Raw genomic sequence first — 26,533 nt, 5'->3', positions numbered from 1 at the left:
CCCGGCCTACACTGACCGCGTGCCCTCCCGCCGCGCTCGCCTGGTCTCCCCTCCCGCGTCGGAGCTGCGTGCGGCCCTCGCGTCGTTGCGCGATCGATTCGATCTCCCCGATGGGTTCCCCGCTCCCGTCGAGGCCGAAGCGGGGCGAGCGGCGCGCGAGGTCGCGGCGGTCCCCTCCGCCGAGCTGACCGACCTGCGGGACATCCCGTTCCTGACGATCGACCCCGAAGGTTCGACCGATCTCGATCAGTCCCTCCACCTCGAGCGGACGGCCGAGGGCGGCATCCTCCACTACGCGATCGCCGATGTCCCCGCCTTCGTTCCCTTCGGCGGGGCGGTGGACGCCGAGGCCCGCCGGCGCGGTCAGACCATCTACGCACCCGACGGCCGCATCCCGCTCCACCCCGCCGTGCTCGGCGAGGATGCCGCGTCGCTCCTGCCCGACCGTGACCGTCGCGCCTTCGTCTGGCGTTTCGAGGTGGATGCCGGAGCCCGCCCGCTCGTCACGACGCTGACCCGGGCGGTCATCCGTTCCCGCGCTCAGTGGTCGTACGTCGATGCACAGGCGGCGCTCGAACGCCGCGACGCCCCGGCCACCATCGCGAACCTGGTGTGGTTCGGCGATGAACGCGCCTGCCGCGAGAGCGAACGCGGCGGCGCCAGCCTGAACCTGCCCGAGATCCGGGTCGTCACGACTCCGGGCGGCTACGACCTCGAGGCGGATGCGGGTGTGCCGCTCGAAGACGCGAACGCACAGGTCTCGCTGCTCACCGGAATGGCCGCAGCCGAGCTCATGCTCGCCGGCGGGGTCGGCATCCTGCGGACGATGCCACCGGCATCCGACGCGGATGTCGCGGCGTTCCGGGCTCAGACGGTCGCACTCGGTGTGCCGTGGCATGCGGAGGTCGCGTACGGGGACTATCTCCGCGACCTCCCCGCGACGCCGATCGGGCGTGCCCTGCGCGAGCAGGCGGCGGGGCTCTTCCGCGGCGCGGGCTACACCGTCTTCGACGGCGACCTGCCCGAACTCACCACCCAGGCGGCCATCGCCGCGCCCTACGCGCACACGACCGCTCCCCTACGTCGCCTCGTCGACCGGTGGTCGCTGCTCGTGTGCCACGCGCTCGCGAACGGTCGAGAGGTGCCGGGCGAGGTCCGCGCGTCGCTCGCAGAGCTTCCCGAGGTGATGGAGCGCTCGTCGCGGGTCGCTTCGCAGGTGGATGCCGCCGCGATCGACCACGTCGCCGCTGCTGTCCTGTCGGGACGGAAAGGCGAGGTCTTCGACGCCATCGTCCTGCGTCGCCGTGAGAACGGCGCCCGGATCGCCCTCGCGTCGCCACCCGTGGAGACGACCCTCCCTGGGGTGGACGCGGAGCCCGGCGACGCCGTCCGGGTGCGTCTGGTCGCCACCGACATCAACGCCGGGCGGGTCGAGTTCGCCGTCGCCTGAGCGCGTCGATTTGCATCGGCGAGGGGGGACGTGTGCAATATATTGCATGCCGGTTCCCTCCACCTCCCTCCCACCGCGCGGACTGCTGCGCGACGAGGTCCGCGCGCGGCTGCGCGACGCGATCGTCGACGGGACCCTCGCGCCCGGCGAGCAGCTGCGTGACGTCGAGCTCGCCGCGTGGCTCGGCGTCTCCCGCACACCCGTCCGCGAGGCGCTCCTCGATCTGGCGCGGTCGGGACTGGTGCTCGCCCTTCCCGGGCGGTCGACCGTGGTCGCGCCCGTCGACGACCGCAAGGTCCGGGACGCGGCAGCGGTCGTCGCCGCGATGCACCGCATCGCGGTCGTCGAAGCCACCCCGCGCTTCACCGACGAGGACATCGAGCGGATGCGGACGGCCAACGACGCGTTCGTCGCCGCGCACGACGCCGGCGACACGACCGCGGCGCTCCTGGCCGACCACGAGTTCCACGCGGTCGCCGTGGATCGCGCCGACAACGAGGCCGTCCGCACGGTCCTCGCCCTCTACGGCCCCGTCCTCGAGCGCGCCGAACGCCTGCGCTTCGCCTCGAACGACGCGAACGCCTCCGCGGCCCGCCATGCCGAACTCATCCGTCACTGCGCCGCGCGTGACGCCCAGGCCGCGGCGGCCGTCGCCGAGGGCCTGTGGCTCGACCTCCTCACCGACCCCACCCCCCAGGAGACCCCGTGATCCTCGACCGGTTCCCCCGGCATCCGCTCACCTTCGGGCCGAGCCCGGTGCACCACCTGAAGCGTCTGACCCAGCACCTCGGCGGGGCCGAACTCTGGGCCAAGCGAGAGGACGTCTCGAGCGGCCTCGCCTTCGGCGGCAACAAGACCCGCAAGCTCGAGTACATCGTCCCGGACGTCCTCGCCAGCGGCGCCGACACCCTCGTGTCCATCGGGGGCTACCAATCGAACCACACGCGTCAGGTCGCCGCTGTCGCCGCTCACCTGGGTCTGAAGGCCCGCCTGGTGCAGGAGAAATGGGTGCCCTGGGACGAACCCGTCAACGACAAGGTGGGCAACATCCTGCTGTCGCGGATGATGGGCGCCGACTCCCGCCTCGACGACGCAGGATTCGACATCGGGATCCGTGACTCCTGGAAGCAGGCGCTGCAGGAGGTGGAGGATGCCGGTGGCACCCCCTACCCGATCCCCGCGGGGGCCTCTGAGCACCGACTGGGCGGCCTGGGATTCGCGAACTGGGCGTTCGAGGTGGCCGAGCAGGAGAAGCAGCTGGGTGTGTTCTTCGACACGATCATCGTCTGCACGGTGACCGGCTCCACGCACGCGGGCATGATCGCGGGCTTCGCCGCCCTCGAGGAGCTGACCGGGGTGAAGCGCCGGGTCCTCGGCATCGACGCCTCTGCCACGCTGCAGAAGACGCGCGACCAGGTCGCGCGCATCGCCCGGAACACCGCGGAGCTCATCGAACTCGGGCGGGACCTCCGCGACGACGAGATCCAGGTGCTCGAGGGATGGGCGGGCGAGCTCTACGGCCTCCCCGTCGACTCGACGATGGAGGCGATGGCCCTCGGCGCGCAGCTCGAGGCGATGATCACCGACCCCGTCTACGAGGGCAAGTCGCTCGCCGGCCTCATCGACCTCGTGAAGGGCGGCGACATCTCGAAGGACTCGACCGTCCTGTACGCACACCTCGGCGGGCAGCCGGCGATCAACGCCTACCACTCTCTCTGGAGCTGACGAGAAGCGGATGCCGGGGGCCCGGCCCTCGGCATCCGTGTCGTGTCAGGAGGTGACGACCTGCGCCGTCCCGAGGGGCGCGTCGGGTCCCATCTCGTCGGCGAGGCGGTTCGCCTCCTCGATGAGGGTGGCGACGATGTCCTCTTCGGGAACGGTCTTGATGACCTCGCCCTTGACGAAGATCTGCCCCTTGCCGTTGCCCGACGCGACGCCGAGGTCGGCCTCGCGGGCCTCGCCCGGGCCGTTCACGACGCAACCCATGACGGCGACCCGCAGGGGCACCGTCATGTCCTTCAGACCCTCGGTGACGTTGTCGGCGAGGGTGTAGACGTCGACCTGGGCACGACCGCACGAGGGGCAGGAGACGATCTCGAGCTTGCGCTCGCGGAGGTTGAGGGACTGCAGGATCTGGTGCCCGACCTTGACCTCTTCGGCCGGGGGCGCCGAGAGCGAGACGCGGATCGTGTCGCCGATGCCTTCACCCAGCAGGATGCCGAAGGCCGTCGCGCTCTTGATCGTCCCCTGGAAGGCGGGTCCGGCCTCGGTGACGCCGAGGTGGAGGGGCCAGTCGCCCCGCTCGGCGAGCAACCGGTACGCCTTCACCATGACGACGGGGTCGTTGTGCTTGACCGAGATCTTGAAGTCGTGGAAGTCGTGCTCCTCGAAGAGGGATGCCTCCCACACGGCGCTCTCGACGAGGGCCTCCGCCGTCGCCTTGCCGTACTTGTCGAGAATCCGCTTGTCGAGCGACCCGGCGTTGACGCCGATGCGCAGCGACACTCCGGCCGCTTTCGCCGCGGCCGCGATCTGCCCGACGTTGCCGTCGAACTCGCGGATGTTTCCGGGGTTCACCCGCACCGCGCCGCAGCCAGCATCGATCGCCGTGTAGATGTAGCGCGGCTGGAAGTGGATGTCGGCGATGACCGGGATCTGACTCTTCATCGCGATGATCTTGAGCGCATCGGCGTCGGCCTGATGAGGGACGGCCACGCGGACGATCTCGCAGCCCGAGGCGGTGAGCTCCGCGATCTGCTGCAGTGTCGCATTGATGTTCGTGGTGGGGGTCGTCGTCATCGACTGGACGCTGACCGGAGCATCCCCACCGACGAGGACCTTCCCCACCTTGATCTGACGGCTCTTGCGACGAGGCGCGAGGACCTCCGGCACGCGGGGCATCCCGATGTTGACAGCTGGCACGGTTCCAGCCTAAGCCGCGGGGGGCGCTCGGGCACGGCAGCTGGCCGAGAGGATGCCGCGAGGGTCGCCTGTGGTAGGTTCGGCCCCATGTTCGCGAACCGCACGTGGTGGCGCTCCGCCTGAGGCGGACGCCACGTGCATCCCGACGACCGCCTGAGCTGACAGCCCGGCGGTCGTTTCTCGTTTACCCGGCGACCGCCCCGAACGGAAGATCCCCCATGACCGGCACCGCCCCGATCATCCTCGCCGACCTCGCCGCGAGCGGCACGCCTTTCGCCCTCCTCGCCCGCGACGGCGCGACCGTCGAGGTGCTCACCGGCGACGTCGTCGACGTCGAGCTACTCGCCGACATCCCCCTCACCGACCGGGCGGGTTCCCCGCGTGAGGTCCTGGCCCTCGTCCCGTTCCGCCAGGTCGTGGAGCGCGGCTTCGCGTGCCACGACGACGGTGCCCCGTTGCGCTGCCTCGTCGTCGGCGAACGGCACTCCCTGCCGCTCGCGGACGCGCTCGAGCAGCTGCCGGCCGCTCCCGTCGCCCTGCACGACGCGGGCTTCGACATCGACGATGAGGCGTACGCCGACATCGTCCGCCGGGTGATCGCCGACGAGATCGGCCGGGGAGAAGGCGCCAACTTCGTCATCCGCCGGGACTACGTTGCGCAGGTCGGCGGCGATCCTCTCGCCGCCGGTCTCACCTGGTTCCGTGCGCTGCTCGAGCACGAACGCGGCGCCTACTGGACGTTCCTCGTGTCGACACCCGACCACCTCGCGGTCGGTGCGAGCCCCGAGGCGCACGTGAGTGCGCAGGGCGGCATCGTGACCATGAACCCGATCTCGGGAACCTTCCGGCACCCCGCGGGCGGCGCGACCGCCGAGACCCTCACCGAGTTCCTCTCCTCGACGAAGGAGACCGAGGAACTGTTCATGGTCGTCGACGAGGAGCTGAAGATGATGTCGGCCGTCTGCAGCGACGGCGGCCGCATCACGGGTCCGCACCTCAAGGAGATGTCCCGTCTGACCCACACCGAGTACATGCTGCGCGGCACGAGCACGATGGACCCGCGCGACATCCTGCGCGAGACGATGTTCGCCCCCACCGTCACCGGCTCCCCCATGCAGAACGCCTGCACCGTCATCGCCCGGCACGAGCAGAGTCCCCGCGGCTACTACTCGGGCGTCGCCGCACTGTTCACCCCGCGCAGCGACGGCGGACACGACCTCGACGCCCCCATCCTCATCCGCACCGCCTACGTCGTCGACGGCCGCCTGCGGGTCCCGGTGGGCGCGACGCTCGTGCGTCACTCCGACCCGTACGGCGAAGTCGGCGAGACGCACGGCAAGGCTGCCGGTGTACTCGGCGCCATCGGCGCGATCCCTCGCGACGTCGTCGCCCGCACGGTCGACGAGGACGCCCCCGCACCCGTCTCCCGGCCGCTCGCCGAGGACCCCGCCATCGCGGAGCTGCTCGCCTCCCGCAACGCCCGCCTGGCCGCGTTCTGGCTGAACCCGCAGGGCGAGCCCGGACGCGGTCCGCTGGCCGGCCGCCGCGCCCTCGTGGTGGACGCCGAGGACCGATTCACCACGATGCTCGCCCACCAACTCCGCCATCTCGGTTTCGACGTGACGATCGTGCACTGGTCGGATGCCTCCGCCTCGGCCGTCGCCGCTGCCGACCTCGTCGTGTCGGGGCCGGGACCGGGCGACCCGCGCGACGGGCACAGCGCGCGCATCGCCCGCGTCCGCGAGGTCGTGGCCTCGCGCCTCGACGCACGCGCACCGCTGCTCGCGGTGTGCCTGAGTCATCAGGTCCTCGCCGATCACCTCGGCCTCGACCTCGCGCCGCTCGCCAGCCCGCACCAGGGATTGCAGAAGACCGTGGACGTGTTCGGCACCCCGGCATCCATCGGCTTCTACAACACCTTCACCGCGCGGGTCGATCCCGGCACGACCGTCGTGGAGGCGACCGAGGTGTCCGCAGACCCCGAGACCGGCGACGTCTACGCCCTGCGGGGACCGGCGTACGCGTCGGTGCAGGGGCACCTCGAGTCGATCCTCTCGCGCGACGGCCTGACGACGCTCGAACGGCTCGTCACGCACGCACTGAGCCCCGTCGAGGCCTGATGAGGCACGTCAGCCCAGCAACTGCACCGGGTTGACGATGTCGGCGAGGATGAGCGTGCCGCCCATGATGACGAGGCCGATCACCACGATGTAGGTGATCGGGACGAGCTTCGTGGCGTCGACCGGGCCGGGAGCCCGGCGGCCGGTCATCCGCGCCCAGACGCGCTTCAGCCCGTCCCACAGGGCGACGACGACATGACCGCCGTCCAGTGGCAGCAACGGCACGAGGTTGAAGACGAAGAGGGCGATGTTGAGCGAGCCCAGCAGTGCGAGCATGCCCGAGACCCGGTTGAGGATGGGCGTCTCCGTCGCCGCGACCTCGCCCGCCAGACGCCCGGCCCCCACGACCGAGAGGGGCCCGTTCGGGTCACGGCCGGCGCCTGTCACGGTGTCCACGGCCGTCTGGTAGACGCGGGCGGGCAGCTGCCAGATGATCCCGACGACCTGGCCGGTCTGTTCGAGGGCTGCCTGTGGGCCGTCCCAGATGGGCTGCGGCACGAACGCGACGGTCGCCGACATCCCGACGAAGCCGACCTCGGCCGTCGTCGTGGAACCGTCCGCCGCGGCGACCTCGCGAGTGGCGAGTACCGGGGTGACCTGCAGTGTCTGCTGCGCACCGTCGCGATCGACGACGACGGGGATCGTCTCCTCCGGAGACTTCTGGATGATCGCCGACGCCTCGGCGAAGGTCTCGACGGGGGTGCCGTCGACGGACACGAGGACATCACCGGGACGGATGCCGGCGGCCGCCGCCGGCGACACCGGATCATCCGCCGTGCACGTCGACTGTGCACTCCCTGCCGGGAGGACGCACTCGTTGACGGCGGCGACGGTCGTCGTCGCGGTCTGCACGCCGATACCCGAGAACATGATCGCGAACAGGATGATGGCGAGCACGAGGTTCATCGCCGGCCCGCCGAGCATGATGATGACGCGTTTGTAGACCGGCAGCTGGTAGAACGCACGGCCAGCACCGTCGCCCTTCAGCGTCTCGTCGTTCGCGGTGCGGGCGTCCTGGATGAGCGTCTCGAACAGGCGCCGGCGTCGCGGCCGCGCGTTCTCGCCCTCGCCGGTGGTCGCTGCCGAGGGCGGATACATGCCCGCCATCGAGATGTAGCCGCCCAGTGGCAGCAGCTTGAAGCCGTACTCGGTCTCGCCGATGCGGCGCGAGAACACCGTCGGGCCGAAACCGATCATGTACTGGCCGACGCGGACGCCGAACGCCTTCGCGGGGGCGAGGTGTCCCACCTCGTGGAGGGCGATCGACACGGCGAGCCCGACCACCAGCACCACGACGCCGATGATGAATGCGAGTACGGTCACGAGCCGACACGCTACCCCTGCACGCTATGAGCCGGCGATGACCTCGTCCGCCGTCGTCCTCGTGTCGCGGATCTAGGCTGGGAGGGTGATCCCCCGCCCTGTCGACGCGCGACGCGTGCGCGTCGTGCGCGCCGGCGGCGCGGCGGCGATCGCGACGCTCACGGCGGCCGCCGCCCACACCCTCGGCGGGGGGACCGCGCCGGCGCCCTGGCTCGTCGCGACCGTGATGCTGCTCGCCTGGCCGATCGCACTGGCGATCGTGGGGTCGCGGCCGTCCGCGGTCCGCACGGGACTCGCCGTCGCGGCCTCTCAGGCCCTCCTGCACGCTGCTTTCGCCCTCGTGGGCGACGTCCACCCGACCCTCGCCGCCGGCCACCACCACACGGCGCTCGCCCTCACCGGCGCCGGCGGCGGCGCGATGCCGCTCGACGGGACCATGCTCACCGGTCACGCCGCGGCCGCGATCGTCACCGCGGCGGCGGTCTGCCACGGCGAGCGGATGCTGCGGGTCGTGGCGCGGGGCATCCGCGCGCTTCTGCGCTCACACGTGCCCCGGCTGCCCGCGGCGCAACCGCGCACTGCCGCGCTGCACGCCGCCACTCCGCGGGGTCTCCGCCCCCGCCTCGCGCTCACCGACCTTCTTCGACGCGGACCTCCCCGCTGAGCCGGCCGCCCCCTGGCGGCACGCTGCTCACCTTTCCTCCGCGGGGCTGCGCCCACAAGAGCGCCCCGCACCCTTCACGGGAGATCTCGACTCATGACCACTCGTTCCGCGCGCCGTTCGGCGCTCGCCCTGACCGGCGTCGCCCTCGGCGGTGCCCTCGTCCTCGCCGCCCCGCTGGCGGCATCCGCGCACGTCCACGTCCACGCCGACGGCGCCGCCGCCGGTGCCACTTCTCGGCTGGAGTTCTCCTTCCAGCACGGATGCGACGGCTCGCCCACCACGGCGCTCGTCTTCGACATCCCGGCCGGTGTGTCCAACGTCACCCCGGTCGTCGACGGGGTCTGGACCATCGACCGCGTCCTCGGCGACGACGGCACCCCCACGCAGGTGACCTACACCGCCGTGACCCCCGTCGAGGACGGTCTGGCCGCGTCGGCATCCTTCGACGCCCTGTTCTCGTCCGACGCGGGCGACACCGACATCGCGTTCCCCGTCACCCAGGTCTGCGAGACGGGCGATACCGCGTGGACCCAGATCGCCGAGGACGGTCAGGACCCCGAGGAGCTCGAGTCCCCCGCACCGATCGTCGCGGTCGCCGCGGCGTCGGAAGCGGGTTCGTCGGAGCACGGTGACGACCACGGCGCCGCGGAGGCTGCGCCCGCCGAGGATGCCGCGGCGAGCGCGCCGGTCGCGACGTGGCTGGGCGGCGGTGCACTCGTCCTCGCGGCTGCCGCGCTCGTCGTGGCACTGCTGAACCGCCGACGGGTCTGACCCCGGACGGCCGGAGGCCGGATGCGATGATGGTGGGACCATGCAGAACCCCGCCGCACCGCCCCCCGTCCTCCGGCCGTCGCACCCGCGCGCGGTGCCGCTGCAGGCCGTCGCCGACCGCCTCGGGGCGGCGACGGCGGACGACCTCGCGGATGTGTCCGTCCGTGGTGCGACCCTCGCGACCGCCGATCTGCGCGAGGGAGAGCTGTTCGTCGCGCTCCGCGGGGCTCACCGGCACGGTGCGGAGTTCGCGCCCGACGCCGTCGACAAGGGGGCCGTGGCGATCCTGACGGATGCCGACGGTGCCGCTCTGCTCCCCGCGACCGGCGTGCCCGTGCTCGTCGTCGACGAGCCCCGGGCGCGCCTGGGCGACCTGTCCGCGTTCGTCTACGGGACGGGAGCGGATGCCGACCTCCCGCCGCTCCTGGCCGTCACCGGGACGAACGGCAAGACCAGCGTGACCCATCTCATGGAGGGCATGCTGCACGGGCTCGGCGTCACGACGGGCCTGTCCTCGACGGCGGAGCGGCACATCGCGGGTGAGGTGATCCCCTCGCGGCTGACCACCCCCGAAGCCTCCGAGATGCACGCGCTGATCGCCCTCATGCGCGAGCGTCACGTCGATGCGATCCTCGTCGAGGTGAGCGCGCAGGCCCTGACCCGCCACCGCGTCGACGGTCTCGTCTTCGATGTCGCCGGGTTCACGAACCTCTCCCACGACCATCTCGACGACTACGCCGACATGGCGGAGTACCTCGCGGCGAAGGCGGCGCTGTTCACGCCCGAGCGCGCTCGGCGTGCGGTCGTGTGCGTGGACCAGCCGGCCGGGATGGCGATCGCGGAGGGCGCCCAGATCCCGGTGACGACGATCGTGACCGCCGCGATCGCCGAGGATGCGACGGTGGATGCCGACTGGCGCGTCGACCTCGTGGCCGAGACGCCCGACGGGACGACTTTCACCCTGTCGGGCCCGGCGGGTTCGGTCACCACGACGGTGCCCGTCATCGGACCCCACATGGCCTCGAATGCGGGCCTCGCGATCGTCATGCTGCTCGAGGCCGGCTGGGACTGGACCGCGCTGACCGCGCTGATCGGCGACCGTCGGATCGACGCGCATCTGCCCGGACGCATCCAGCGGCTGTCCGGCGAGAGCGGGCCGGCGCTGTACCTCGACTTCGGGCACTCCCCCGACGCGTTCGCGAAGACCCTCGACGCCGTACGCCGGGTGACCGCGGGGCGAGTCGTGATGGTGTGCGGAGCCAACGGCGACCGGGACACGACCAAGCGCGCCGACATGGGTGCGGTCGCCGCGCTGGGTAGCGACATCCTCGTCGTGACCGATCAGCACCCGCGGTCCGAGGACCCGGCTCTCATCCGGCGCGCCCTCATCGACGGGGCACGGGCGGCACGCCCGGACGCGGTCATCCACGAGGTCACCCCGCCCGAGGAGGCCATCGCGACGGCGGTCTCCCTCGTCGGCGAGGGGGACGCCATCCTGTGGGCGGGACCCGGCCACCAGCATTACCGTGAGATCCGCGGCGTCCGCACGCCGTTCGACGCTGTCGCCGCCGCCGCCGATGCCCTGCGACGCGGGGGATGGCCCGTCCCGGAGTGATCAGCCGGCGGCGATGAGGCGGTCGGCCGCTGAGCGCGCCCAGAGTTCGGCCGCCGCGAGGCTCTCCCGCGTCAGCTCGGACGGGGCCTCGTGCGCATCGACGACGCGCGCGACCGTGTCGACGATGCCCAGGAAGGGCAGGGCGCCGTCATGGAAGGCCTCGACGGCCTGCTCGTTGGCGGCGTTGAACACGGCGGGATAGGTCGATCCGGCGGCGCCGACCTGTTTCGCGAGCGAGACGCTCGGGAAGGCGGCCTCGTCGAGGGGCTCGAAGCTCCATGTCGACGCCGTCGTCCAGTCCAGGGGAACGCCGACGCCCGGGACACGTCGCGGGTGATCGAGCGCGAGCGAAATGGGCAGTCGCATGTCGGGTGGTGAGGCCTGCGCGATGGTCGACCCGTCGACGAACTCGACCATCGAGTGGACGATCGACTGCGGGTGGACCGTGACGTCGATGCGTGCGTACGGCACGTCGAAGAGCAGGTGCGCCTCGATGACCTCGAGCCCCTTGTTGACGAGGGTCGCGGAGTTCGTGGTGACGACCCGACCCATGTCCCAGGTGGGGTGGGCGAGCGCTTCGCGAGGAGTGACGTCCTGCAGCTGTTCACGGGTCCGACCGCGGAAGGGGCCGCCGCTCGCGGTCAAGACGAGGCGCCGCACCTCGCCGCCGTCTCCCGAGCGCAGGCACTGGGCGATCGCGGAGTGCTCCGAGTCGACGGGGACGATCTGCCCGGGCGCCGCTGCGCGGGTCACCAGCTCGCCGCCGACGATGAGGGACTCCTTGTTGGCGAGCGCCAGCACCCGCCCGGATTCCAGAGCGGCCAGCGTGGGGCCGAGCCCCACGGACCCGGTGATCCCGTTGACGACGACGTCCGCCTCGACGCTGCGCACAAGGCGCTCGGCGTCGTCGGCCCCGAGTGCGGTGTCGGCGACGCCGAATTCCTCCGCCTGCGCGCGCAGCCCCTCGGCATCCCGCCCTGCGGCGAGACCGACGACCTCGAAACGGTCCCGGTTGGCCCGGATGACGTCGAGCGCCTGCGTCCCGATCGAGCCCGTCGAACCGAGGATCAGGATGCGTCGCATGCGCTTCACCCTACCCGCGGGCTCGGGCTCGGCCCGGAGGGGTCACTCGGTGGCGGCTCCGGACGTCGCCGACTGCGCACCGAGGATGTCGACGACGAACACGATCGTCTCGCCCTTCAGGTCCGCCTCGTTGATCTCACCCTCGCCGTAGCCTTCGGCGGGCGGGATCACGACGAGCACCTGCGACCCGACGGTCTGGCCTTCGAGCGCCTTCTGGAAGCCCTGGACGTAATTGGTGGTCGGGTAGGCGATCGGCGACCCGTTCTCCCACGTGGAGTCGAAGGTCTCACCGTTCGACCACCGAACGCCGGTGTACTGGATGAGGGCGTAATCGCCCTTCTGGACCGTGTAGCCGTCGCCCTTCTTGAGGGTGGCGACCTCGGTCTCGGTCGGGGGCTCCTCGCCCTGCGGGATCGTGATCTTCGGCGCACCGTCGTCGGCGAGGGTCACCGTCGGGAACCCGGCGGGCGCGTCCTGCTGCTCGCCCCACGCGGCGGTGGGAACCGTGCCGAGCAGGTCCAGGACGTACACCTCCGCCTGCGCCGTCTCGCTCGCAGGGAAGGTGGCGACGACGCGCTTGCCGACGTTGCCGCATCCGAACACCTGACCGAGGACGGTGTCGGGCGACAGCTGCGAGGGAAGGAACTGGCCCGGCTCGTACCCGATGGTGGCGAGTTCCTTGCCGTCCGTCGCGTTGTAGGCCGTCATGGCGTAGGAGACGAACTCACCCGCCTTGACGGCGGGCCCGTCGCCCTCGTCGAGAACCGTGACCTGCAGGTCTTTCGGTTCCAGCGGGGTGGAGAACGTCGCCGTCGAGGGGGTTCCGGCGGCGCCATCGACCTTGACCGAGTCGGATGCCTCGCCGGGCTTCGCGGCGGCACTGCACAGATCGGCGGCTGCCGAACCGGTGGGAGCGGGGGCCGCGTTGTCGGCGGACCCGCACCCGGCCAGCAGGAGCGCGGCCATGGCGACGGCGGACAGGGCGGCGAAGGGACGAAGACGCACGGAGAAGACCTCACAGAAGAAAAGGGGGTGCCCCCATCCTCCCCCACCTTCTTTTGTCCGGGGTGTGAGTCGAGACAATCGCCGCAACTCACAGCTCCGATCGGCCATGTCTTGGCCCGCATGGGTTTGGCAGTACCCTCATCTGGTGACCGAAGCGCCGATTCCCCCCGAGAACTCCGCCGGGTCACCCGACGACGAGCTCGCGCGCGCCGGGGCCCTCTATTACCTGGTGCGCTGGGGCTTCGGCCCGCTGGCGCGCCTGATCTATCGTCCCCGGATCGAGGGTGTCGCGCACATCCCGCGGACAGGCCCCATCATCCTGGCGAGCAACCACCTGAGCTTCATCGACTCGTTCGTGCTCCCTCTGTTCGCGCCGCGGCCGGTCTACTTCCTCGCGAAGTCGAGCTACTTCGACGGATCGGGGATCAAGGGGTGGTTCAGCAATCGCTTCTTCCGCGCTCTCGGCGCCACGCCGGTCCAGCGCGGTGCAGGGCAGGCCGCACTGGATGCGCTCGACCAGCAGCGCCGCATACTGCAGTCCGGCAAAGCGATCGCGCTCTATCCCGAAGGCACGCGCTCGCTCGACGGGCGCCTCTACAAGGGCCGCACGGGTGTCGCCTTCCTGGCTCTCGAGACCGGCGCGAAAGTCGTCCCGGTGGGGATCGTCGGAACGAACGACGCGATGCCGGTGGGTGCCAAGTGGCCACGGATGTCGCCGCGGGTGACGATCCGCTACGGCGAGGCGATCGACCTCTCGCACCACGGTCCGGCCTCGTCGGGCCGGGCACGACGGCAGGCGACCGATGACATCATGTCCGCCATCCACGCCCTCTCGGGCCAGGAGCTCGCCGGTACCTACAACGAGGTGCCCGCGCAGAATCCCGTCGAGCGCCTCAAGCAGGTCCTTCCGCACGAGCGTCGCTGACCGTCACGACGGCCTCGTGATGGACGGGGAAGTTGACGGAGTTGGCGATGAAGCACCACTCGCGTGCCTGGCGGTGCGCGGCCTCGGCCGCGGCGATCATGCCGGCGTCCGCGACCGTGACACGGGGGCGCAGCGTGACCTCGCGGAACGCTCCGCCGCCCTTGCCGTCGAGCACCATCGTGCCCGTGGCGTCGTCCTCGTAGGACGTGACCACGACCCCGGCCGTCACGCAGGCGTGCAAGTAGGACAGCAGGTGGCATTCCGAGAGTGCCGCGAGCAGGAGGTCCTCGGGGTTCCACCGCGTGGGGTCGCCGCGGAACGGCTTGTCGGCCGAGGCGAGCAGTTCGGGCTTGCCCTCGACCTGGACCGTGACGGCCCGGTCGTAGTCGCGGTAGCCGCTCGAGCCGGTGCCGCGGTCGCCGGTCCAACGGGACTTCACGCGGTAGTGGTGTTCGTCGTGCACGTCGCCAGTCTCGCACGTGCGACCGCGGTGGGCGCGGGAGGGTGCTGGGTAGGCTGGACGTGTGCCTGAGACCTTCGCTGTGACGGATGCCGTCGAACTCGCCGTCGTCGAACGCAGCGGTTTCATCGAGTCCCGTCACGCCGGGTCGGCGATCGTGCTCGACCCCGACGGCGGTGTCCTCTCGGCCCTGGGTGCCGTCGACTCGCCGATCCTCCCCCGCTCGACCCTCAAGCCCATGCAGGCCCTTGCGAGCGTTTCGGCGGGGGCGACCCTGGAGGGCCCGCACCTCGCCGTCGCGACGGCGAGCCACTCCGGCACCGATCGTCACGTGGCGCTCGTGACCGACATCCTCAACGCCGCCGGCCTCGCCGAGGACGCGCTGCAGTGCCCGCCGTCGTGGCCGGGCGATCCCGTGACGCGGGACGAGATGACCCGGGAGCTCATCGGCCCGCAGCGGGTGCGGATGAACTGCTCGGGCAAGCACGCCGCGATGCTGCTCGCCTGTCAAGCGAGCGGCTGGGACATCGCCACCTACCTCGACCCGCAGCATCCGCTGCAGGTCCACACGCGCGAGGTCATCGAACGCCTCACCGGGACGAAGATCACGGCGACGGCGACGGACGGATGCGGCGCGCCGGTCCACGCGATGACCCTCACCGCGCTGGCCCGCGCCCTTCACCGCATCGGCGCGTCGTCCGAGACCTCGCCGTTCGCCCTGCACCGGAGCGCGGGGGCCCTGGTCCGTGCAGTACGCGAGAACCCGTGGGTGATCCAGGGTCCGGGCCAGCCCGACTCGATCGTGACCGAACGACTGGGCGTGTTCGCCAAGCACGGCGCCGAGGGCGTCATGGCGATGATCGCCCCGAACGGCACTACGGTCGCCCTCAAGATGCTGGACGGCAGCACTCGCGCAGGTGCCGTCACCGCCCTGACCCTCCTGGTCCGCGCCGGGGCCCTGAAGGCGGCGGACGTCGCCCGGACCCTCGCCGACCTGCCGCTCACGGTGACCGGCGGCGGACGCGATGTGGGCGTCATCCGCCCCACCGTCTGAACGGACCGTCACGCGTCCTCGAGCAGGACACGCCGCACCGGCCGGTCGGGCGCGTGCAGCCAGGCGCGCCCCGCGCCCGGGACGGCGAACGGAGGCAGGTCCCGGGATCCGGTGAGTGCGCGGTACTCGGCGGTGCAGGCCGCGTCGATGACCAGGTCCGCATCGGCGCGGGCGGCGGCGAGCAGTCGCCACTGCGCGAGCCAGGCGTCGGGCGGTCCGACCACGACCCCGCCCCGGCTGAGCGCCGCATCCGCGCCCACGGGAGTCACCGGGATCCCCCACCGTTCCCACTGCGACATCACGCGACGCAGGCGTGATCCGGCCGGAATCACGACCGCTGCGGCGCGGCGCCCCGGAAGCCACGTCGACGGCGGGTCGCCCGCAGAGGCGAAGGCTGTGCCGCCCGCATCGGCGAGCTGCACCAGAGTGCGCCCCATCCGCCCACGACCGGGCGGCAGATCGGGGCGGTAGTCGCTCGATTCGCCGCCCGCAGCGACGTGATCGGCGCGGGAGCCGGTGCCGAGGATGATCCGACGGGGCACGAGCTCGAGCAGTCTCCCGACTCCGCCGCCGACGCGGTGGGTCGTCAGTGCGATGCGGATGCCGCGGGTTCGGGCGCTCCGGACGGCGCGCTCGAGCGTCTCCGCGGCGGCGGCGCCGTACTCGCCCGGCAGACCGGCGAGCAGCACGTCGAGGTCATCGAGCAGCACGGTCGTGCCGACGGGGATCCGTTCGAGCGAGGTCAGCGCGTCCCAGGCACCCTCGGGGTCCGTCGGCACAACGACCGCGCGGGTCTGCGCGGCGATCGCACGGAGCGCCCCCGTCCGTCCGCTCGCCGGCCCGCCCACGACGGCCAGAGCCGAGTCGGTCCATATCACCGCGGACTGCCGCTGCTGATCGGGCTCGTCGGCTGTCCCGAGCACGATGACACCGCTCCGCCGTACCGAGTCGAGCGGGATCCGTTCCGGCAGCGCCGGCACCCACGGGCGCCGCGCCCGCTCGCCGCGGTGGCGCGCTGCGGTCTCGGCGATCACGCTCGCATCGCACAGCGCCACACGCATCGGTTGGGGTGCCGTGTCGCCGGAGCGACGGACGAGCGCCGCGCCCCGGGCGTCCGCGCGTCCAGACAGCCGGACGGCGTCGTCGACGCCCAACACCGCGCGTGAGTCGGTCGCATCGGCGACACGCAGCGCGATCCGCAGCGGGGCGTTGGCGACGACGGCGTCGCGGAACACGCCGTTCGCCCGCTGCGCAGCGAGGAGGAGGTGGATGCCGAGAGCACGACCGCGCGCGGCGAGGTCGCCGAACAGGTCGTGCAGCGCAGGGTGCGCCGCCACGAGCGCCGCGTATTCGTCCACGACGATGACGAGCCGGCCGAGGGCCTCCCCTGCTTCGTCGACGTCACGCGCCCCCGCGGCGGCCAGGGTCCGCTCCCGGAAACGGACCTCGGCCCGGAGGCTCTCGATGGCCCGCAGGGCGGTCGCCTCGTCGAGGTCGGTCACCACGCCGGTGACGTGAGGAAGCGGCGCGAGGTGGTCGAAGGTGCGCCCGCCCTTGAAATCGATCAGCAGCAGCCCCAGCTGCGCCGGCGTGTGCGCGGCGCACAGGGAGACGACCCACGACGTCAACAGTTCGCTCTTGCCGGCGCCGGTCATCCCGATGACGACCGCGTGCGGGCCGTCGGCGACGAGGTCGATGGGCGCCGCTGCTCCTGCGGCGCTTGCGAACGCCGCAGGCAACGCGCCGCTGCGTGCCGCCGGGGCGTCGCGCAGCGTCTGCCGCAGTGTCAGAACCTCGCCCCCGGTGTGGCCGAGCGCGCGCTCCGCGCGGTCGGCGAGCAGTCCCGCGAGGTGTCGCGCCTGGGCGGTCGACAGCAGATCGACGGTCACGTCGCGGGATCGACCGTCGAGATCGAGCCGGGCATGCGCGGGATCGGTCAGACGCAGGACCGCGCCGCACCGCGGGGGCGGCGGTGCCCCGTCGGGCACCACGACGATCGGGATGTCGACGTCACCGCCGACGAGCCCGCCGTCCTCGAGCACCTGCAGGAGAGGCCCCACGGCGGCGGCACGGTGGGGTGCGGCATCCGCCCACGGCGGCGCGTCGTCGCCCAGGCGCACGCGCCCCGGAGGGAGGCACAGGAGCACCTGCACGGCCAGCGCGCGAGCCGCCGCGGCCGCGAGGGCGGGCGGGCCGAGGACAGCCACTCCGGTGGCCAACGGAACGAGGACGGGAACCCCGTCGATCCGGGCCGCCCGCCGGCGGAGCTCCGCGGCGGCGTCGTCCCCGTCGCCGCCGGCGGTGCGCAGTGCGCTCGCGTCCTCACCGGTCCCGATGACCAGCACGGCTTCGCGGTCGGGTACGAGACGCCAGATCGAGTCCGGGCGCGCGAGGTACCGCGGGACGTCGGGATGCGTCGCCCAACGCTGCGTGCGCTCAACGTCGTGACGCCGGGTCAGCTCCGCCTCGGCGCGCCTCAGCGCGCCTCGCCGGCGCGCGGCATCCTTCTTCGCGGTGCGTCGGGACGTGCGCGCGGCGTCGGCGACGGAGGCGATCGCGATGAGAGGACCGAGGGCGGCGAACAGAAGGGCGTACGCGGAGCCCGTCACCGCCCACAGCACCCCCGCGCCGATGACGGGGACCACGACCGTCAGCAGTGGCAGTGGCGGACGGGGCGCCGGATCGGTGCGGCGCGGGAGGGTCAGCGGGTCGTCGGGGGCGAAGGTGGACACGGCTCCACACTGCGCGGCGTCACCGGGAGGCGCGCGGGCGGCGGAGCGTCCTGTGGACGAGGCGACTCAGGATGCGACCGGGGAGGAGATCTCGACGGTCGCGGTGTCGTCATCGGCCGAGACGTGGCGCGCACTCACGACGATGATCGACACGTTGTCGCGCCCGCCGTTCTCGAGTGCCGCCTCGAGCATCGCCTCGACGGCGGCCGCCGGGTCCTCGTTCTGCAGGAGGAAGTGCAGGATGCCGTAATCGGTGAGCTCCTTGGTGAGCCCGTCACTGCACACGACGAACCGATCTCCGTCGATCACTTCGAGACGGACGTAATCGGGGACGACCCCGTCGCTCGGGCCCACGGCTCGGGTGATGACGTTGCCGTACGGGTGGTTCTCCGCCTCCTCGGGACTGAGCCTGCCCGCGGCGATGAGCTCCTGGACGACGGAATGGTCCGTCGTCACCTGCGCGAGCGCGCCGTCGCGCAGGAGGTACACCCGGGAGTCGCCGATGTTGAGCGTCACCCAGGTCGGCTCGTCACCGGTGAGGTCGAGGTAGACGCCGGTCACCGTGGTGCCGGTGCCGTCGTCGGTCGTCTCGGCGTGCGACGCGATGTCGGCCACCGCCCGCTCCAGCGCGTCCTCGATGGCCTCGGGCGAGACGGTTCCGCGATCCACTGCGGCGGACAGCCGCTCGACCGTGCGGGAGCTGGCGATCTCGCCGCCGATGTGGCCGCCCATACCGTCGGCGACGACGAAGAGCGGGAACGCCGACAGCACCGCATCCTGGTTGTTCTCGCGACGGCGGCCCTGGTGGGTGACCCCGGCCCAGCGCACCTCGATGCGGCCTGCGCCGGAGGGGACGACGCGGGACGAGGTGACGGCTTCGGGCACGCTCCCACCCTTCTTCCTGATCGGTGCAGCGTTCTCACACTCTAGTGGACGACCTTCCCCGTCATCACGCGGCGCGGGGCGTTGCCACGGACCTGTCCGCGGCACTACCTTTCGTGTGTGGCAGCGCACGCGCGCTGGAAGCCGCGCCACGCGGCGACGCCGACAGAAGGGCATACCGATGACAGACCCGAACACGCCGCCGCAGGACGGCCCCGCGTCTCCGCCTCCCGCAGGCGCGCCGACCCCTCCGCCGGGACAGAACCCCGGTGGCTACGCACCCCCGCCCCAGCAGCCGTACGCGCAGCAGCAGCCGTACGGGCAGCCGGGATACGGGCAGCCGCAAGCGGGCGCCCCGCTCACCCCCGACCAGGACAAGCAGTGGGCGATGTTCGCCCACCTCGGCGGCATCGTGGGCTTCCTGCCGGCGCTCATCATCTGGCTCGTGTTCAAGGACCGCGGTCCCCGCACGAACGTCGAGGGCAAGGAGGCGCTGAACTGGCAGATCACCTTCACGATCGCCATGATCGCCGCCTACATCGTGGCCGCCATCCTGGCCTTCATCCCGTTCCTCGGCTTCATCGGCGGGCTGCTCCCGTTCGCCGTCTGGGTCGCGAACATCATCTTCTCGATCCTCGGCGCGGTGCGCGTGAACGCCGGCGGCAGCTACCGCTACCCGGTCACCTTCCGCTTCATCTCGTAACGGGCGCCACGACGAGTTCCAGCTCGCCGGCCGCCGTTGGGCGCAGGACGATCCCCTCGTCCTGCGCCCATCGCATGAGCGCGTCGGGTCCGGCGACATCCGGACGGGATGCCGCGAGCCGCCGCACGAGCGCGCCCTTGGCGTGTTTGTTGAAGTGGTTGAGGGCGCGGACGGCGCCGTCCGGCCCCTCCGAGACGACCCGCACATAGGCCTGCGGTACGTCGGCGGGAATCGGCCCGAGTGCCGCGTACGCCTCCGACCGCAGATCGAGCACGAAGGACGGTGCGGATGCCGCGATCGCGGCACCGACGGCATCCGCCCACACGGCCCGCATCGGCGGGAGTCCGGGAATACGGATGCCGGCACCCAGCCGGTACGCCGGGATCGGATCCATCGCCCCGACCAGCCCGAACGGGGCCGAGTGGATCGCGACGTGCTCCCCCACCCATGCGCGCGCCGAAGCGTCGAGGCTCGCGGCGTCGAGTGCGTCGAAGAGCACCCCCGTGTAGCGGTCCACCGCCGGCATAGTCGGCGAATCTCGCAGCGCGGCGTTGACCGCGACCTCGCCCCGCTGACGGGCCGAAAGCCTGAGCACACGCGCCGCGGTGTCCTCGTCCCCGCTGAGCGCCACGAGTGCGTCGATCACCTGCTCGCGTACGGCGGACAGCTGCGGGTACGCGAGTGCGCCGGGGCGCCACGACGCGCCGTCGCCACCGGCGCGTTTCGTCTCGGACGGGGGAAGCAGGATCAGCACGAACGGGACCTCCGGGAAAAGCGCAGCGCCGCCCGGTGAACCGGACGGCGCTGCGCGAAAGGGGTGTCAGGACTGCAGGGCTGCGTTCCCGGCCACGATGGTGAGCTCGTCGTTCTCCATCGAGAGGAAGCCGTCCTCCGCCGTCGCGACGATCTTCTCGCCGTTCGACTGCGTGATCCGGACTTCGCCCTCCGCGAGGATGGCGAGGACGGGCTCGTGACCGGTCATGAAGCCGATCTCGCCCTCGACCGTCTTGGCCACGACGAGGCTCGCCTCGCCGTGCCAGACCTCCGCCTCAGCGGAGACGAGGGTGACGGTCAGCGCCATGTCAGCCGTTCTCCTTCTGGATCTGCGCCCACTTCTCTTCGACGTCGGAGATGCCACCGACGTTGAAGAAGGCCTGCTCGGCCACGTGGTCGAAGTCGCCCTTGACGATCGCGTCGAACGACTCGATGGTCTCCTTGATCGGGACCGTGGAGCCCTCGACACCGGTGAACTTCTTCGCCATGTAGGTGTTCTGCGAGAGGAACTGCTGGATGCGGCGTGCACGCGACACGACGATCTTGTCCTCTTCGGAGAGCTCGTCGACACCGAGGATCGCGATGATCTCCTGCAGTTCCTTGTTCTTCTGCAGGATCTGCTTCACGGCGGTGGCGACGCGGTAGTGGTCCTCACCGATGTAGCGCGGGTCGAGGATGCGGCTCGTCGAGGTGAGCGGGTCGATCGCCGGGTACAGACCCTTCGAGGCGATCTCACGCGAGAGCTCGGTCGTCGCGTCGAGGTGCGCGAAGGTCGTCGCCGGAGCCGGGTCGGTGTAGTCGTCGGCGGGGACGTAGATCGCCTGCAGCGAGGTGATCGAGTGACCGCGGGTCGAGGTGATGCGCTCCTGGAGGACACCCATCTCGTCGGCGAGGTTCGGCTGGTAACCCACGGCGGAGGGCATGCGGCCCAGCAGCGTGGAGACCTCGGAACCGGCCTGCGTGAAGCGGAAGATGTTGTCGATGAACAGGAGCACGTCCTGCTTCTGCACGTCGCGGAAGTACTCCGCCATCGTCAGCGCCGACAGGGCGACACGCAGACGCGTCCCCGGCGGCTCGTCCATCTGGCCGAAGACGAGGGCGGTCTTGTCGAAGACGCCCGCCTCCTCCATCTCACCGATGAGGTCGTTGCCCTCACGGGTGCGCTCACCGACACCGGCGAACACCGACACACCACCGTGGTCCTGCGCGACGCGCTGGATCATCTCCTGGATGAGGACGGTCTTGCCGACGCCGGCACCGCCGAAGAGACCGATCTTTCCACCCTGGACGTACGGGGTGAGCAGGTCGATGCTCTTGATGCCGGTCTCGAACATCTCGGTCTTGGACTCGAGCTGGTCGAAGTTCGGTGCCGAGCGGTGGATGCCCCAGCGCTCGGTGACCTCGATGGTCTCGCCCGGAGCGGCGTTGAGGACGTCGCCCGTGACGTTGAAGACCTTGCCCTTGGTGACGTCGCCGACGGGGACCGTGATGGGGCCGCCGGTGTCGCGGACCTCCTGGCCGCGGACCATGCCGTCGGTGGGCTTCAGCGAGATGGCACGGACGAGGTCGTCGCCGAGGTGCTGCGCGACCTCGAGCGTGATCTCGGTCGACTCGCCGTCGATCGTGATGGTGGTCTTGAGGGCGTTGTAGACCTCGGGGATCGAGTCGTGCGGGAACTCGATGTCGACGACCGGGCCGGTGACGCGCGCGACGCGACCGACGACGGGGGTCTCCGTCTTCTCAGCGGTGAGGCTCATGGCTTCTCTTCTTTCGTGTGGTCTATTTGCCCGACGCCAGCGCGTCGGCGCCGCCGACGATCTCGGCGATCTGCTGCGTGATCTCCGCCTGACGCGCGTTGTTGCGCAGGCGGGTGTAGTCGGTGATGAGCTTGTCGGCGTTGTCGCTGGCGGACTTCATCGCCTTCTGCGTGGCGGCCTGCTTGGCGGCGGACGACTGCAGAAGCGCGTTGAACACGCGGCTCTGCACGTACACCGGCAGCAGCGCGTCGAGCACCGTCTCGGCATCCGGTTCGAACTCGTAGAGCGGGTAGACCTGGCTGGAAGCCTCGTCCTCCGCCTCGACGACCTCGAGCGGGAGCAGGCGGACGGTCTCGGGCGTCTGCGTCATCATGCTGACGAACCGGTTGTAGACGAGGTTGATCTCGTCCACGCCGCCGTCCGCGCCGCCCTTCTCGTACGCCTCGATCAGCGCGGCCGCGATCTCCTCCGCCGTCGAGAAGGCGGGGGTGTCGGTGTCACCGATCCACTCCCCCGCCGTCGCGATGCGACGGAACTGGAAGAACCCGACGGGCTTGCGACCGATGAGGTAGAACACCGGCTCGCGACCCTCGCTGCGCAGCAGCTCACCGAGCTGCAGCGCCTCGCGGATCACCTGCGAGTTGAACGCGCCGGCGAGACCGCGGTCCGAGCCGAAGACGACGACGGCGGAGCGCCGGATGTCCTCGCGTTCGGTGGTCAGCGGGTGCTGCACGTTCGAGTGCGTCGCCACGGCGGAGACGGCACGCGTCACGGCTCGCGCGAAGGGGTTGGACGCGCGGACGCGTGCCATCGCCTTCTGGATGCGCGAAGCCGCGATGAGTTCCATCGCCTTCGTGATCTTCTTGGTCGTCTGAGCAGAAGAGATCTTCTGCTTGTAGACCCTGAGTTGTGCGCCCATTGGTTATGAGTCTCCCGTCGGCGTCAGCCGCGGCGGCCCTTGACGATCTTCTCCTGGTTCACGTCGTCGGCGTCCGCAGCGGCGACCTCTTCGTGACCCGGCGCGCCGAGTGCCTGACCCTTGCCGCCCTGGAACTCGAGGACGAAGGCGTCGACCGCCTTGTCGAGCTCCGCGACGGTGTCGTCACCGAGGACGTTCGTCTCGCGCAGCGTGTCGAGGATCGACGTGTTCCGCTTGAGGTGATCGAGCAGCTCACGCTCGAAGCGGAGGACGTCCTCCACCTCGATCGTGTCGAGCTTGCCGTTGGTGCCGGCCCAGATCGAGACGACCTGCTCCTCGACGGGGTACGGCGAGTACTGCGGCTGCTTGAGCAGCTCGGTCAGGCGCGCACCACGGGCGAGCTGACGACGCGATGCGGCGTCGAGGTCGGAGGCGAACATCGCGAACGCCTCGAGCGAGCGGTACTGGGCGAGCTCGAGCTTGAGCGTTCCCGAGACCTTCTTGATCGACTTGACCTGAGCGTCACCGCCGACGCGCGAGACCGAGATACCCACGTCGACCGCGGGACGCTGGTTGGCGTTGAACAGGTCGGACTGCAGGAAGATCTGGCCGTCGGTGATCGAGATCACGTTGGTCGGGATGTACGCCGAGACGTCGTTGGCCTTCGTCTCGATGATCGGGAGACCCGTCATCGAGCCGGCGCCCAGCTCGTCGGAGAGCTTGGCGCAACGCTCGAGCAGACGCGAGTGCAGGTAGAAGACGTCGCCCGGGTAGGCCTCACGGCCCGGCGGACGGCGCAGCAGCAGCGACACGGCGCGGTAGGCCTCGGCCTGCTTCGACAGGTCGTCGAAGATGATGAGGACGTGCTTGCCCTCGTACATCCAGTGCTGGCCGATGGCCGAGCCGGTGTAGGGAGCGAGGTACTTGAAGCCGGCGGGGTCGGATGCCGGGGCCGCGACGATCGTCGTGTACTCCATGGCACCGGCGTCCTCGAGCGCGCCCTTCACCGAGGCGATGGTCGAGCCCTTCTGGCCGATCGCGACGTAGATGCAGCGGACCTGCTTGCTGACGTCACCCGACTCCCAGTTGGCCTTCTGGTTGATGATCGTGTCGATCGCGATCGCGGTCTTGCCGGTCTGGCGGTCGCCGATGATCAGCTGACGCTGGCCGCGGCCGACGGGGATCATGGCGTCGATGGCCTTGATGCCGGTCTGCATGGGCTCGTGTACCGACTTGCGCTGCATGACGCCCGGAGCCTGGAGCTCGAGCGCACGGCGGCCGGTCGTGGCGATCTCGCCGAGGCCGTCGATCGGGTTGCCGAGCGGGTCGACGACGCGGCCGAGGTAGCCCTCGCCGACACCGACCGAGAGGACCTCGCCGGTGCGGGTGACCTTCTGGCCGGCCTCGATGCCGGCGAAGTCGCCGAGGACGACGACACCGATCTCGTGCTCGTCGAGGTTCTGCGCGAGACCCTCGACGCCGTTGCCGAAGCGGACGAGCTCGTTCGCCATCACGCCGGGCAGGCCCTCGACGTGGGCGATGCCGTCCGCGGCGTCGACGACGGTGCCGACCTCGGTCGCCGCAGCCCCGGTGGGCTCGTAGGCGGCGACGAAGTCTTTCAGCGCGTCACGGATGACGTCGGGGCTGATGGACAGTTCTGCCATGGTCTTCCTTCTTAGTGAGGTCTTGTGGCGGGCACCTGGCCTGCCGGGTCCGCTCCTCGGTGGAGCGGGAAGAGTCAGCCCGCCAGACGCTGGCGGAGCTCGCCCAGTCGGGACGAGACGGTGGCGTCGATCACGTCGTCGCCGATCTCGATGCGCACGCCGCCGACGACCTCGGGGTCGATGACGACGTTGAGCGAGACCTCGGTGCCGTAGCGCGCAGCGAGGGTCTGCTGCAGACGCTCGGTCTGCGCCTGCGTGAGTTCGGAGGCCGCGAACACTGTCGCCACCACCCGCCCGCGCTGGTCGGCGACGACGCGCAGCGCCCAGCCGAGCATGGAGCGGAAGCGCCGCTCCCGTGGGAGCTGCGCCAGCGAGGCGACGATGATCACCGTCGGCTCGGCGGCACGACCGGCGAGCAGCGTCTCGATGAGGGCGCCCTTGGCGGATGCCTCACCCAGACGGCTGCCGAGCGCGAGTTCGAGCTCGGGGTTGGCAGCGATCGTCCGGGCCACCGAGAACAGCTCGGCCTCGATGTCGGCCTGCGGTGCGGCGATGGCGGCGGCGCGGATGCCAGCCTCCTCGATGCCGGTCAGCAGATCGGCGGCCGAAGACCACCGCTCGCGGACAGCCGCGTCGAGGACGGCGACCGTGGCCGGCGCGAACGTGCCGAACACGCTCGCGACGACCTTCCGGCGTCCCTCCACGGGCGCCGACGCGTCGGAGAGCGCGCCGCTCAGCTGCGACGAGCCGGCCAGGACGCGGACCGCGGCGAAGAGCTCGCGGGCGACGTCGAGGTCGACGCCCGGCGCGGCCTGCAGGGCCGACGTCGTCGCCGCAAGGGCCTGAGTGGTCGCGCTGCCCATTACTTGGCCGCCTTCTCGGATGCCTCGAGGTCGGCGAGGAAGCGGTCGACCACGGCCTGGGCCTTGGCGTCGTCCGACAGGGTCTCACCGATCACGCCACCGGCGAGGTCGAGGGCGAGGGTGCCCACCTCGCTGCGGAGCGAGACGAGCGCGCTCTGGCGCTCGGCCTCGATCTGGGAGTGCGCCGCGGCGGTCAGGCGCGCAGCCTCGGCGGCGGCGGTGTCCTTGGCCTCGGTGACGATCTTCTTGCCGTCCTCACGAGCGGCCTCACGGATCTCACCGGCCTCTTTGCGAGCCTCGGCCAGCTGGGCCGTGTACTCCTCGAGAGCGGCTTCCGCCTTGCGCTGCGCCTCGTCGGCCTTCGCGATGTTGCCTTCGATGGCAGCAGCGCGCTGGTCGAGCAGAGCCTGCATCTTCGGCAGGGCGACCCGCCAGAAGACGAACAGGATCACGACGAAGCAGACGCCCGACCAGATGATGTCGTACCACGCGGGGATGAGCGGGTTGTGCGCCTCGCCCTCTTCTGCGGCGTACGCGACAAGAGCGTTCAGCATCCTGTCTCCTTAGGAATCTGTTCGGGGATCAGACGAAGATGAAGTAGGTCGCGATGCCGATGAAGGCGAGCGCCTCGGTGAAGGCGATACCGATGAACATCAGGACCTGGAGGCGACCGGCCAGCTCGGGCTGACGGGCGACGCCCTCGATCGTCTTGCCCACGACGATGCCCACGCCGATGGCGGGACCGATGGCGGCGAGGCCGTAGCCCATCGTCGCGACGTTGCCCTCGAGGGCGGCGAGAACCGTAGTTGCGTCCACGGAGGTGTTTCCTTTCGGTTGGATGGTTCGG

At 70.9% G+C, this 26,533-nt stretch carries 25 protein-coding genes; 10 read left to right on the top strand and 15 right to left on the bottom strand.

The genetic code is table 11. The features are described 5' to 3' along the window. Nucleotides 1-19: 19 nt before the first annotated feature. From ACIGEP_RS01960 to ACIGEP_RS01950, 3 genes are read left to right on the top strand one after another with little or no spacing between them, the layout of a single operon-like run. On the top strand, nucleotides 20-1,450 hold the full coding sequence (locus ACIGEP_RS01960; protein WP_396659954.1) for an RNB domain-containing ribonuclease: 1,431 nt from the start codon (nucleotides 20-22) through the stop codon (nucleotides 1,448-1,450). Between the two features lie 46 nt (nucleotides 1,451-1,496). Then, nucleotides 1,497-2,159: a GntR family transcriptional regulator gene (locus ACIGEP_RS01955; RefSeq protein ID WP_396659952.1), complete on the top strand. Its 663-nt coding sequence runs from the start codon at nucleotides 1,497-1,499 to the stop codon at nucleotides 2,157-2,159. Continuing rightward, on the top strand, nucleotides 2,156-3,175 hold the full coding sequence (locus ACIGEP_RS01950; protein ID WP_396659951.1) for a 1-aminocyclopropane-1-carboxylate deaminase: 1,020 nt from the start codon (nucleotides 2,156-2,158) through the stop codon (nucleotides 3,173-3,175). The genes ACIGEP_RS01955 and ACIGEP_RS01950 overlap by 4 nt, the downstream gene beginning before the upstream one ends. A gap of 45 nt (nucleotides 3,176-3,220) precedes the next feature. Here ACIGEP_RS01950 and ispG read toward each other — a convergent pair whose 3' ends face one another. Further along, nucleotides 3,221-4,351 (bottom strand): flavodoxin-dependent (E)-4-hydroxy-3-methylbut-2-enyl-diphosphate synthase, encoded by a 1,131-nt coding sequence (gene ispG, locus ACIGEP_RS01945; RefSeq protein WP_396660992.1) that lies wholly within the window; start codon nucleotides 4,349-4,351, stop codon nucleotides 3,221-3,223. Nucleotides 4,352-4,590: 239 nt separating this feature from the next. On the opposite strand from ispG, the gene ACIGEP_RS01940 reads away from it, so the two are divergent. After that, entirely contained in the window at nucleotides 4,591-6,492 is a 1,902-nt protein-coding gene (locus ACIGEP_RS01940) for a chorismate-binding protein (RefSeq protein ID WP_396659950.1), read from the top strand. Nucleotides 6,493-6,501: 9 nt separating this feature from the next. Here ACIGEP_RS01940 and ACIGEP_RS01935 read toward each other — a convergent pair whose 3' ends face one another. After that, a complete protein-coding gene (locus ACIGEP_RS01935) occupies nucleotides 6,502-7,815 on the bottom strand; it encodes a M50 family metallopeptidase (RefSeq protein WP_396659949.1) in 1,314 nt (437 codons plus the stop codon). 85 nt (nucleotides 7,816-7,900) lie between these two features. On the opposite strand from ACIGEP_RS01935, the gene ACIGEP_RS01930 reads away from it, so the two are divergent. From ACIGEP_RS01930 to ACIGEP_RS01920, 3 genes are all read left to right on the top strand, one after another. Further along, a complete protein-coding gene (locus ACIGEP_RS01930; RefSeq protein WP_396659947.1) occupies nucleotides 7,901-8,479 on the top strand; it encodes a hypothetical protein in 579 nt (192 codons plus the stop codon). A 93-nt stretch (nucleotides 8,480-8,572) separates the two neighbouring features. Beyond that, nucleotides 8,573-9,250, top strand: coding sequence for a DUF1775 domain-containing protein (locus tag ACIGEP_RS01925; protein ID WP_396659946.1), 678 nt, complete (start codon nucleotides 8,573-8,575; stop codon nucleotides 9,248-9,250). A 40-nt stretch (nucleotides 9,251-9,290) separates the two neighbouring features. Continuing rightward, nucleotides 9,291-10,865 (top strand): Mur ligase family protein, encoded by a 1,575-nt coding sequence (locus ACIGEP_RS01920; protein WP_396659945.1) that lies wholly within the window; start codon nucleotides 9,291-9,293, stop codon nucleotides 10,863-10,865. Here ACIGEP_RS01920 and ACIGEP_RS01915 read toward each other — a convergent pair whose 3' ends face one another. Further along, nucleotides 10,866-11,948 carry a 1-deoxy-D-xylulose-5-phosphate reductoisomerase gene (locus ACIGEP_RS01915; RefSeq protein ID WP_396659943.1) on the bottom strand — a complete coding sequence of 361 codons (1,083 nt, stop codon included), beginning with the start codon at nucleotides 11,946-11,948 and terminating at the stop codon, nucleotides 10,866-10,868. 42 nt (nucleotides 11,949-11,990) lie between these two features. Next, nucleotides 11,991-12,953 carry an FKBP-type peptidyl-prolyl cis-trans isomerase gene (locus ACIGEP_RS01910; protein ID WP_396659942.1) on the bottom strand — a complete coding sequence of 321 codons (963 nt, stop codon included), beginning with the start codon at nucleotides 12,951-12,953 and terminating at the stop codon, nucleotides 11,991-11,993. Between the two features lie 145 nt (nucleotides 12,954-13,098). On the opposite strand from ACIGEP_RS01910, the gene ACIGEP_RS01905 reads away from it, so the two are divergent. After that, on the top strand, nucleotides 13,099-13,878 hold the full coding sequence (locus tag ACIGEP_RS01905; protein WP_396659941.1) for a lysophospholipid acyltransferase family protein: 780 nt from the start codon (nucleotides 13,099-13,101) through the stop codon (nucleotides 13,876-13,878). Here ACIGEP_RS01905 and ACIGEP_RS01900 read toward each other — a convergent pair. Next, nucleotides 13,847-14,341: an OsmC family protein gene (locus ACIGEP_RS01900; protein WP_396659940.1), complete on the bottom strand. Its 495-nt coding sequence runs from the start codon at nucleotides 14,339-14,341 to the stop codon at nucleotides 13,847-13,849. The two genes, ACIGEP_RS01905 and ACIGEP_RS01900, sit on opposite strands and share 32 nt — an antisense overlap. Nucleotides 14,342-14,402: 61 nt before the next feature. Between ACIGEP_RS01900 and ACIGEP_RS01895 the strand changes: the two genes are divergently transcribed. Continuing rightward, nucleotides 14,403-15,392 (top strand): asparaginase, encoded by a 990-nt coding sequence (locus ACIGEP_RS01895; RefSeq protein WP_396659939.1) that lies wholly within the window; start codon nucleotides 14,403-14,405, stop codon nucleotides 15,390-15,392. Nucleotides 15,393-15,400: 8 nt separating this feature from the next. On the opposite strand, the gene ACIGEP_RS01890 is transcribed toward ACIGEP_RS01895, so the two are convergent. Next, nucleotides 15,401-18,124 (bottom strand): FtsK/SpoIIIE domain-containing protein, encoded by a 2,724-nt coding sequence (locus ACIGEP_RS01890; protein ID WP_396659938.1) that lies wholly within the window; start codon nucleotides 18,122-18,124, stop codon nucleotides 15,401-15,403. Between the two features lie 66 nt (nucleotides 18,125-18,190). Continuing rightward, nucleotides 18,191-19,009: a PP2C family protein-serine/threonine phosphatase gene (locus tag ACIGEP_RS01885; protein ID WP_396659937.1), complete on the bottom strand. Its 819-nt coding sequence runs from the start codon at nucleotides 19,007-19,009 to the stop codon at nucleotides 18,191-18,193. 178 nt (nucleotides 19,010-19,187) lie between these two features. Between ACIGEP_RS01885 and ACIGEP_RS01880 the strand changes: the two genes are divergently transcribed. Continuing rightward, nucleotides 19,188-19,709: a DUF4870 domain-containing protein gene (locus ACIGEP_RS01880; RefSeq protein ID WP_396659936.1), complete on the top strand. Its 522-nt coding sequence runs from the start codon at nucleotides 19,188-19,190 to the stop codon at nucleotides 19,707-19,709. Here the strand turns inward: ACIGEP_RS01880 and ACIGEP_RS01875 are convergent. The 8 genes from ACIGEP_RS01875 to atpE form a co-directional block, all read right to left on the bottom strand. Then, a complete protein-coding gene (locus ACIGEP_RS01875) occupies nucleotides 19,699-20,463 on the bottom strand; it encodes a YaaA family protein (RefSeq protein ID WP_396659935.1) in 765 nt (254 codons plus the stop codon). The genes ACIGEP_RS01880 and ACIGEP_RS01875 overlap by 11 nt on opposite strands. Nucleotides 20,464-20,529: 66 nt before the next feature. Beyond that, a complete protein-coding gene (locus ACIGEP_RS01870; protein WP_396659934.1) occupies nucleotides 20,530-20,790 on the bottom strand; it encodes a F0F1 ATP synthase subunit epsilon in 261 nt (86 codons plus the stop codon). Nucleotide 20,791: 1 nt separating this feature from the next. Further along, nucleotides 20,792-22,240 carry a F0F1 ATP synthase subunit beta gene (gene atpD, locus ACIGEP_RS01865; protein ID WP_217531178.1) on the bottom strand — a complete coding sequence of 483 codons (1,449 nt, stop codon included), beginning with the start codon at nucleotides 22,238-22,240 and terminating at the stop codon, nucleotides 20,792-20,794. Between the two features lie 22 nt (nucleotides 22,241-22,262). Further along, on the bottom strand, nucleotides 22,263-23,159 hold the full coding sequence (locus ACIGEP_RS01860; RefSeq protein WP_217531177.1) for a F0F1 ATP synthase subunit gamma: 897 nt from the start codon (nucleotides 23,157-23,159) through the stop codon (nucleotides 22,263-22,265). A gap of 23 nt (nucleotides 23,160-23,182) precedes the next feature. Further along, nucleotides 23,183-24,823, bottom strand: coding sequence for a F0F1 ATP synthase subunit alpha (gene atpA, locus ACIGEP_RS01855; protein ID WP_217531176.1), 1,641 nt, complete (start codon nucleotides 24,821-24,823; stop codon nucleotides 23,183-23,185). 74 nt (nucleotides 24,824-24,897) lie between these two features. Beyond that, a complete protein-coding gene (locus ACIGEP_RS01850) occupies nucleotides 24,898-25,686 on the bottom strand; it encodes a F0F1 ATP synthase subunit delta (RefSeq protein WP_217531175.1) in 789 nt (262 codons plus the stop codon). After that, the gene (locus ACIGEP_RS01845) at nucleotides 25,686-26,240 is read right to left on the bottom strand and encodes a F0F1 ATP synthase subunit B (RefSeq protein ID WP_396659933.1); all 555 of its coding nucleotides are present in this window, start codon (nucleotides 26,238-26,240) and stop codon (nucleotides 25,686-25,688) included. Before ACIGEP_RS01845 ends, ACIGEP_RS01850 begins: the two co-directional genes overlap by 1 nt. A 28-nt stretch (nucleotides 26,241-26,268) precedes the next feature. After that, nucleotides 26,269-26,502, bottom strand: coding sequence for an ATP synthase F0 subunit C (gene atpE / locus ACIGEP_RS01840; RefSeq protein ID WP_064001481.1), 234 nt, complete (start codon nucleotides 26,500-26,502; stop codon nucleotides 26,269-26,271). Nucleotides 26,503-26,533 lie beyond the last annotated feature (31 nt).

Origin of the sequence: Microbacterium sp. NPDC077663 (assembly GCF_044542795.1) — a bacterium.
Lineage (GTDB): Bacteria > Actinomycetota > Actinomycetes > Actinomycetales > Microbacteriaceae > Microbacterium.
Note: the sequence above shows the minus strand (reverse complement) of the source record. Positions and strands in the feature narration are given on the sequence as shown.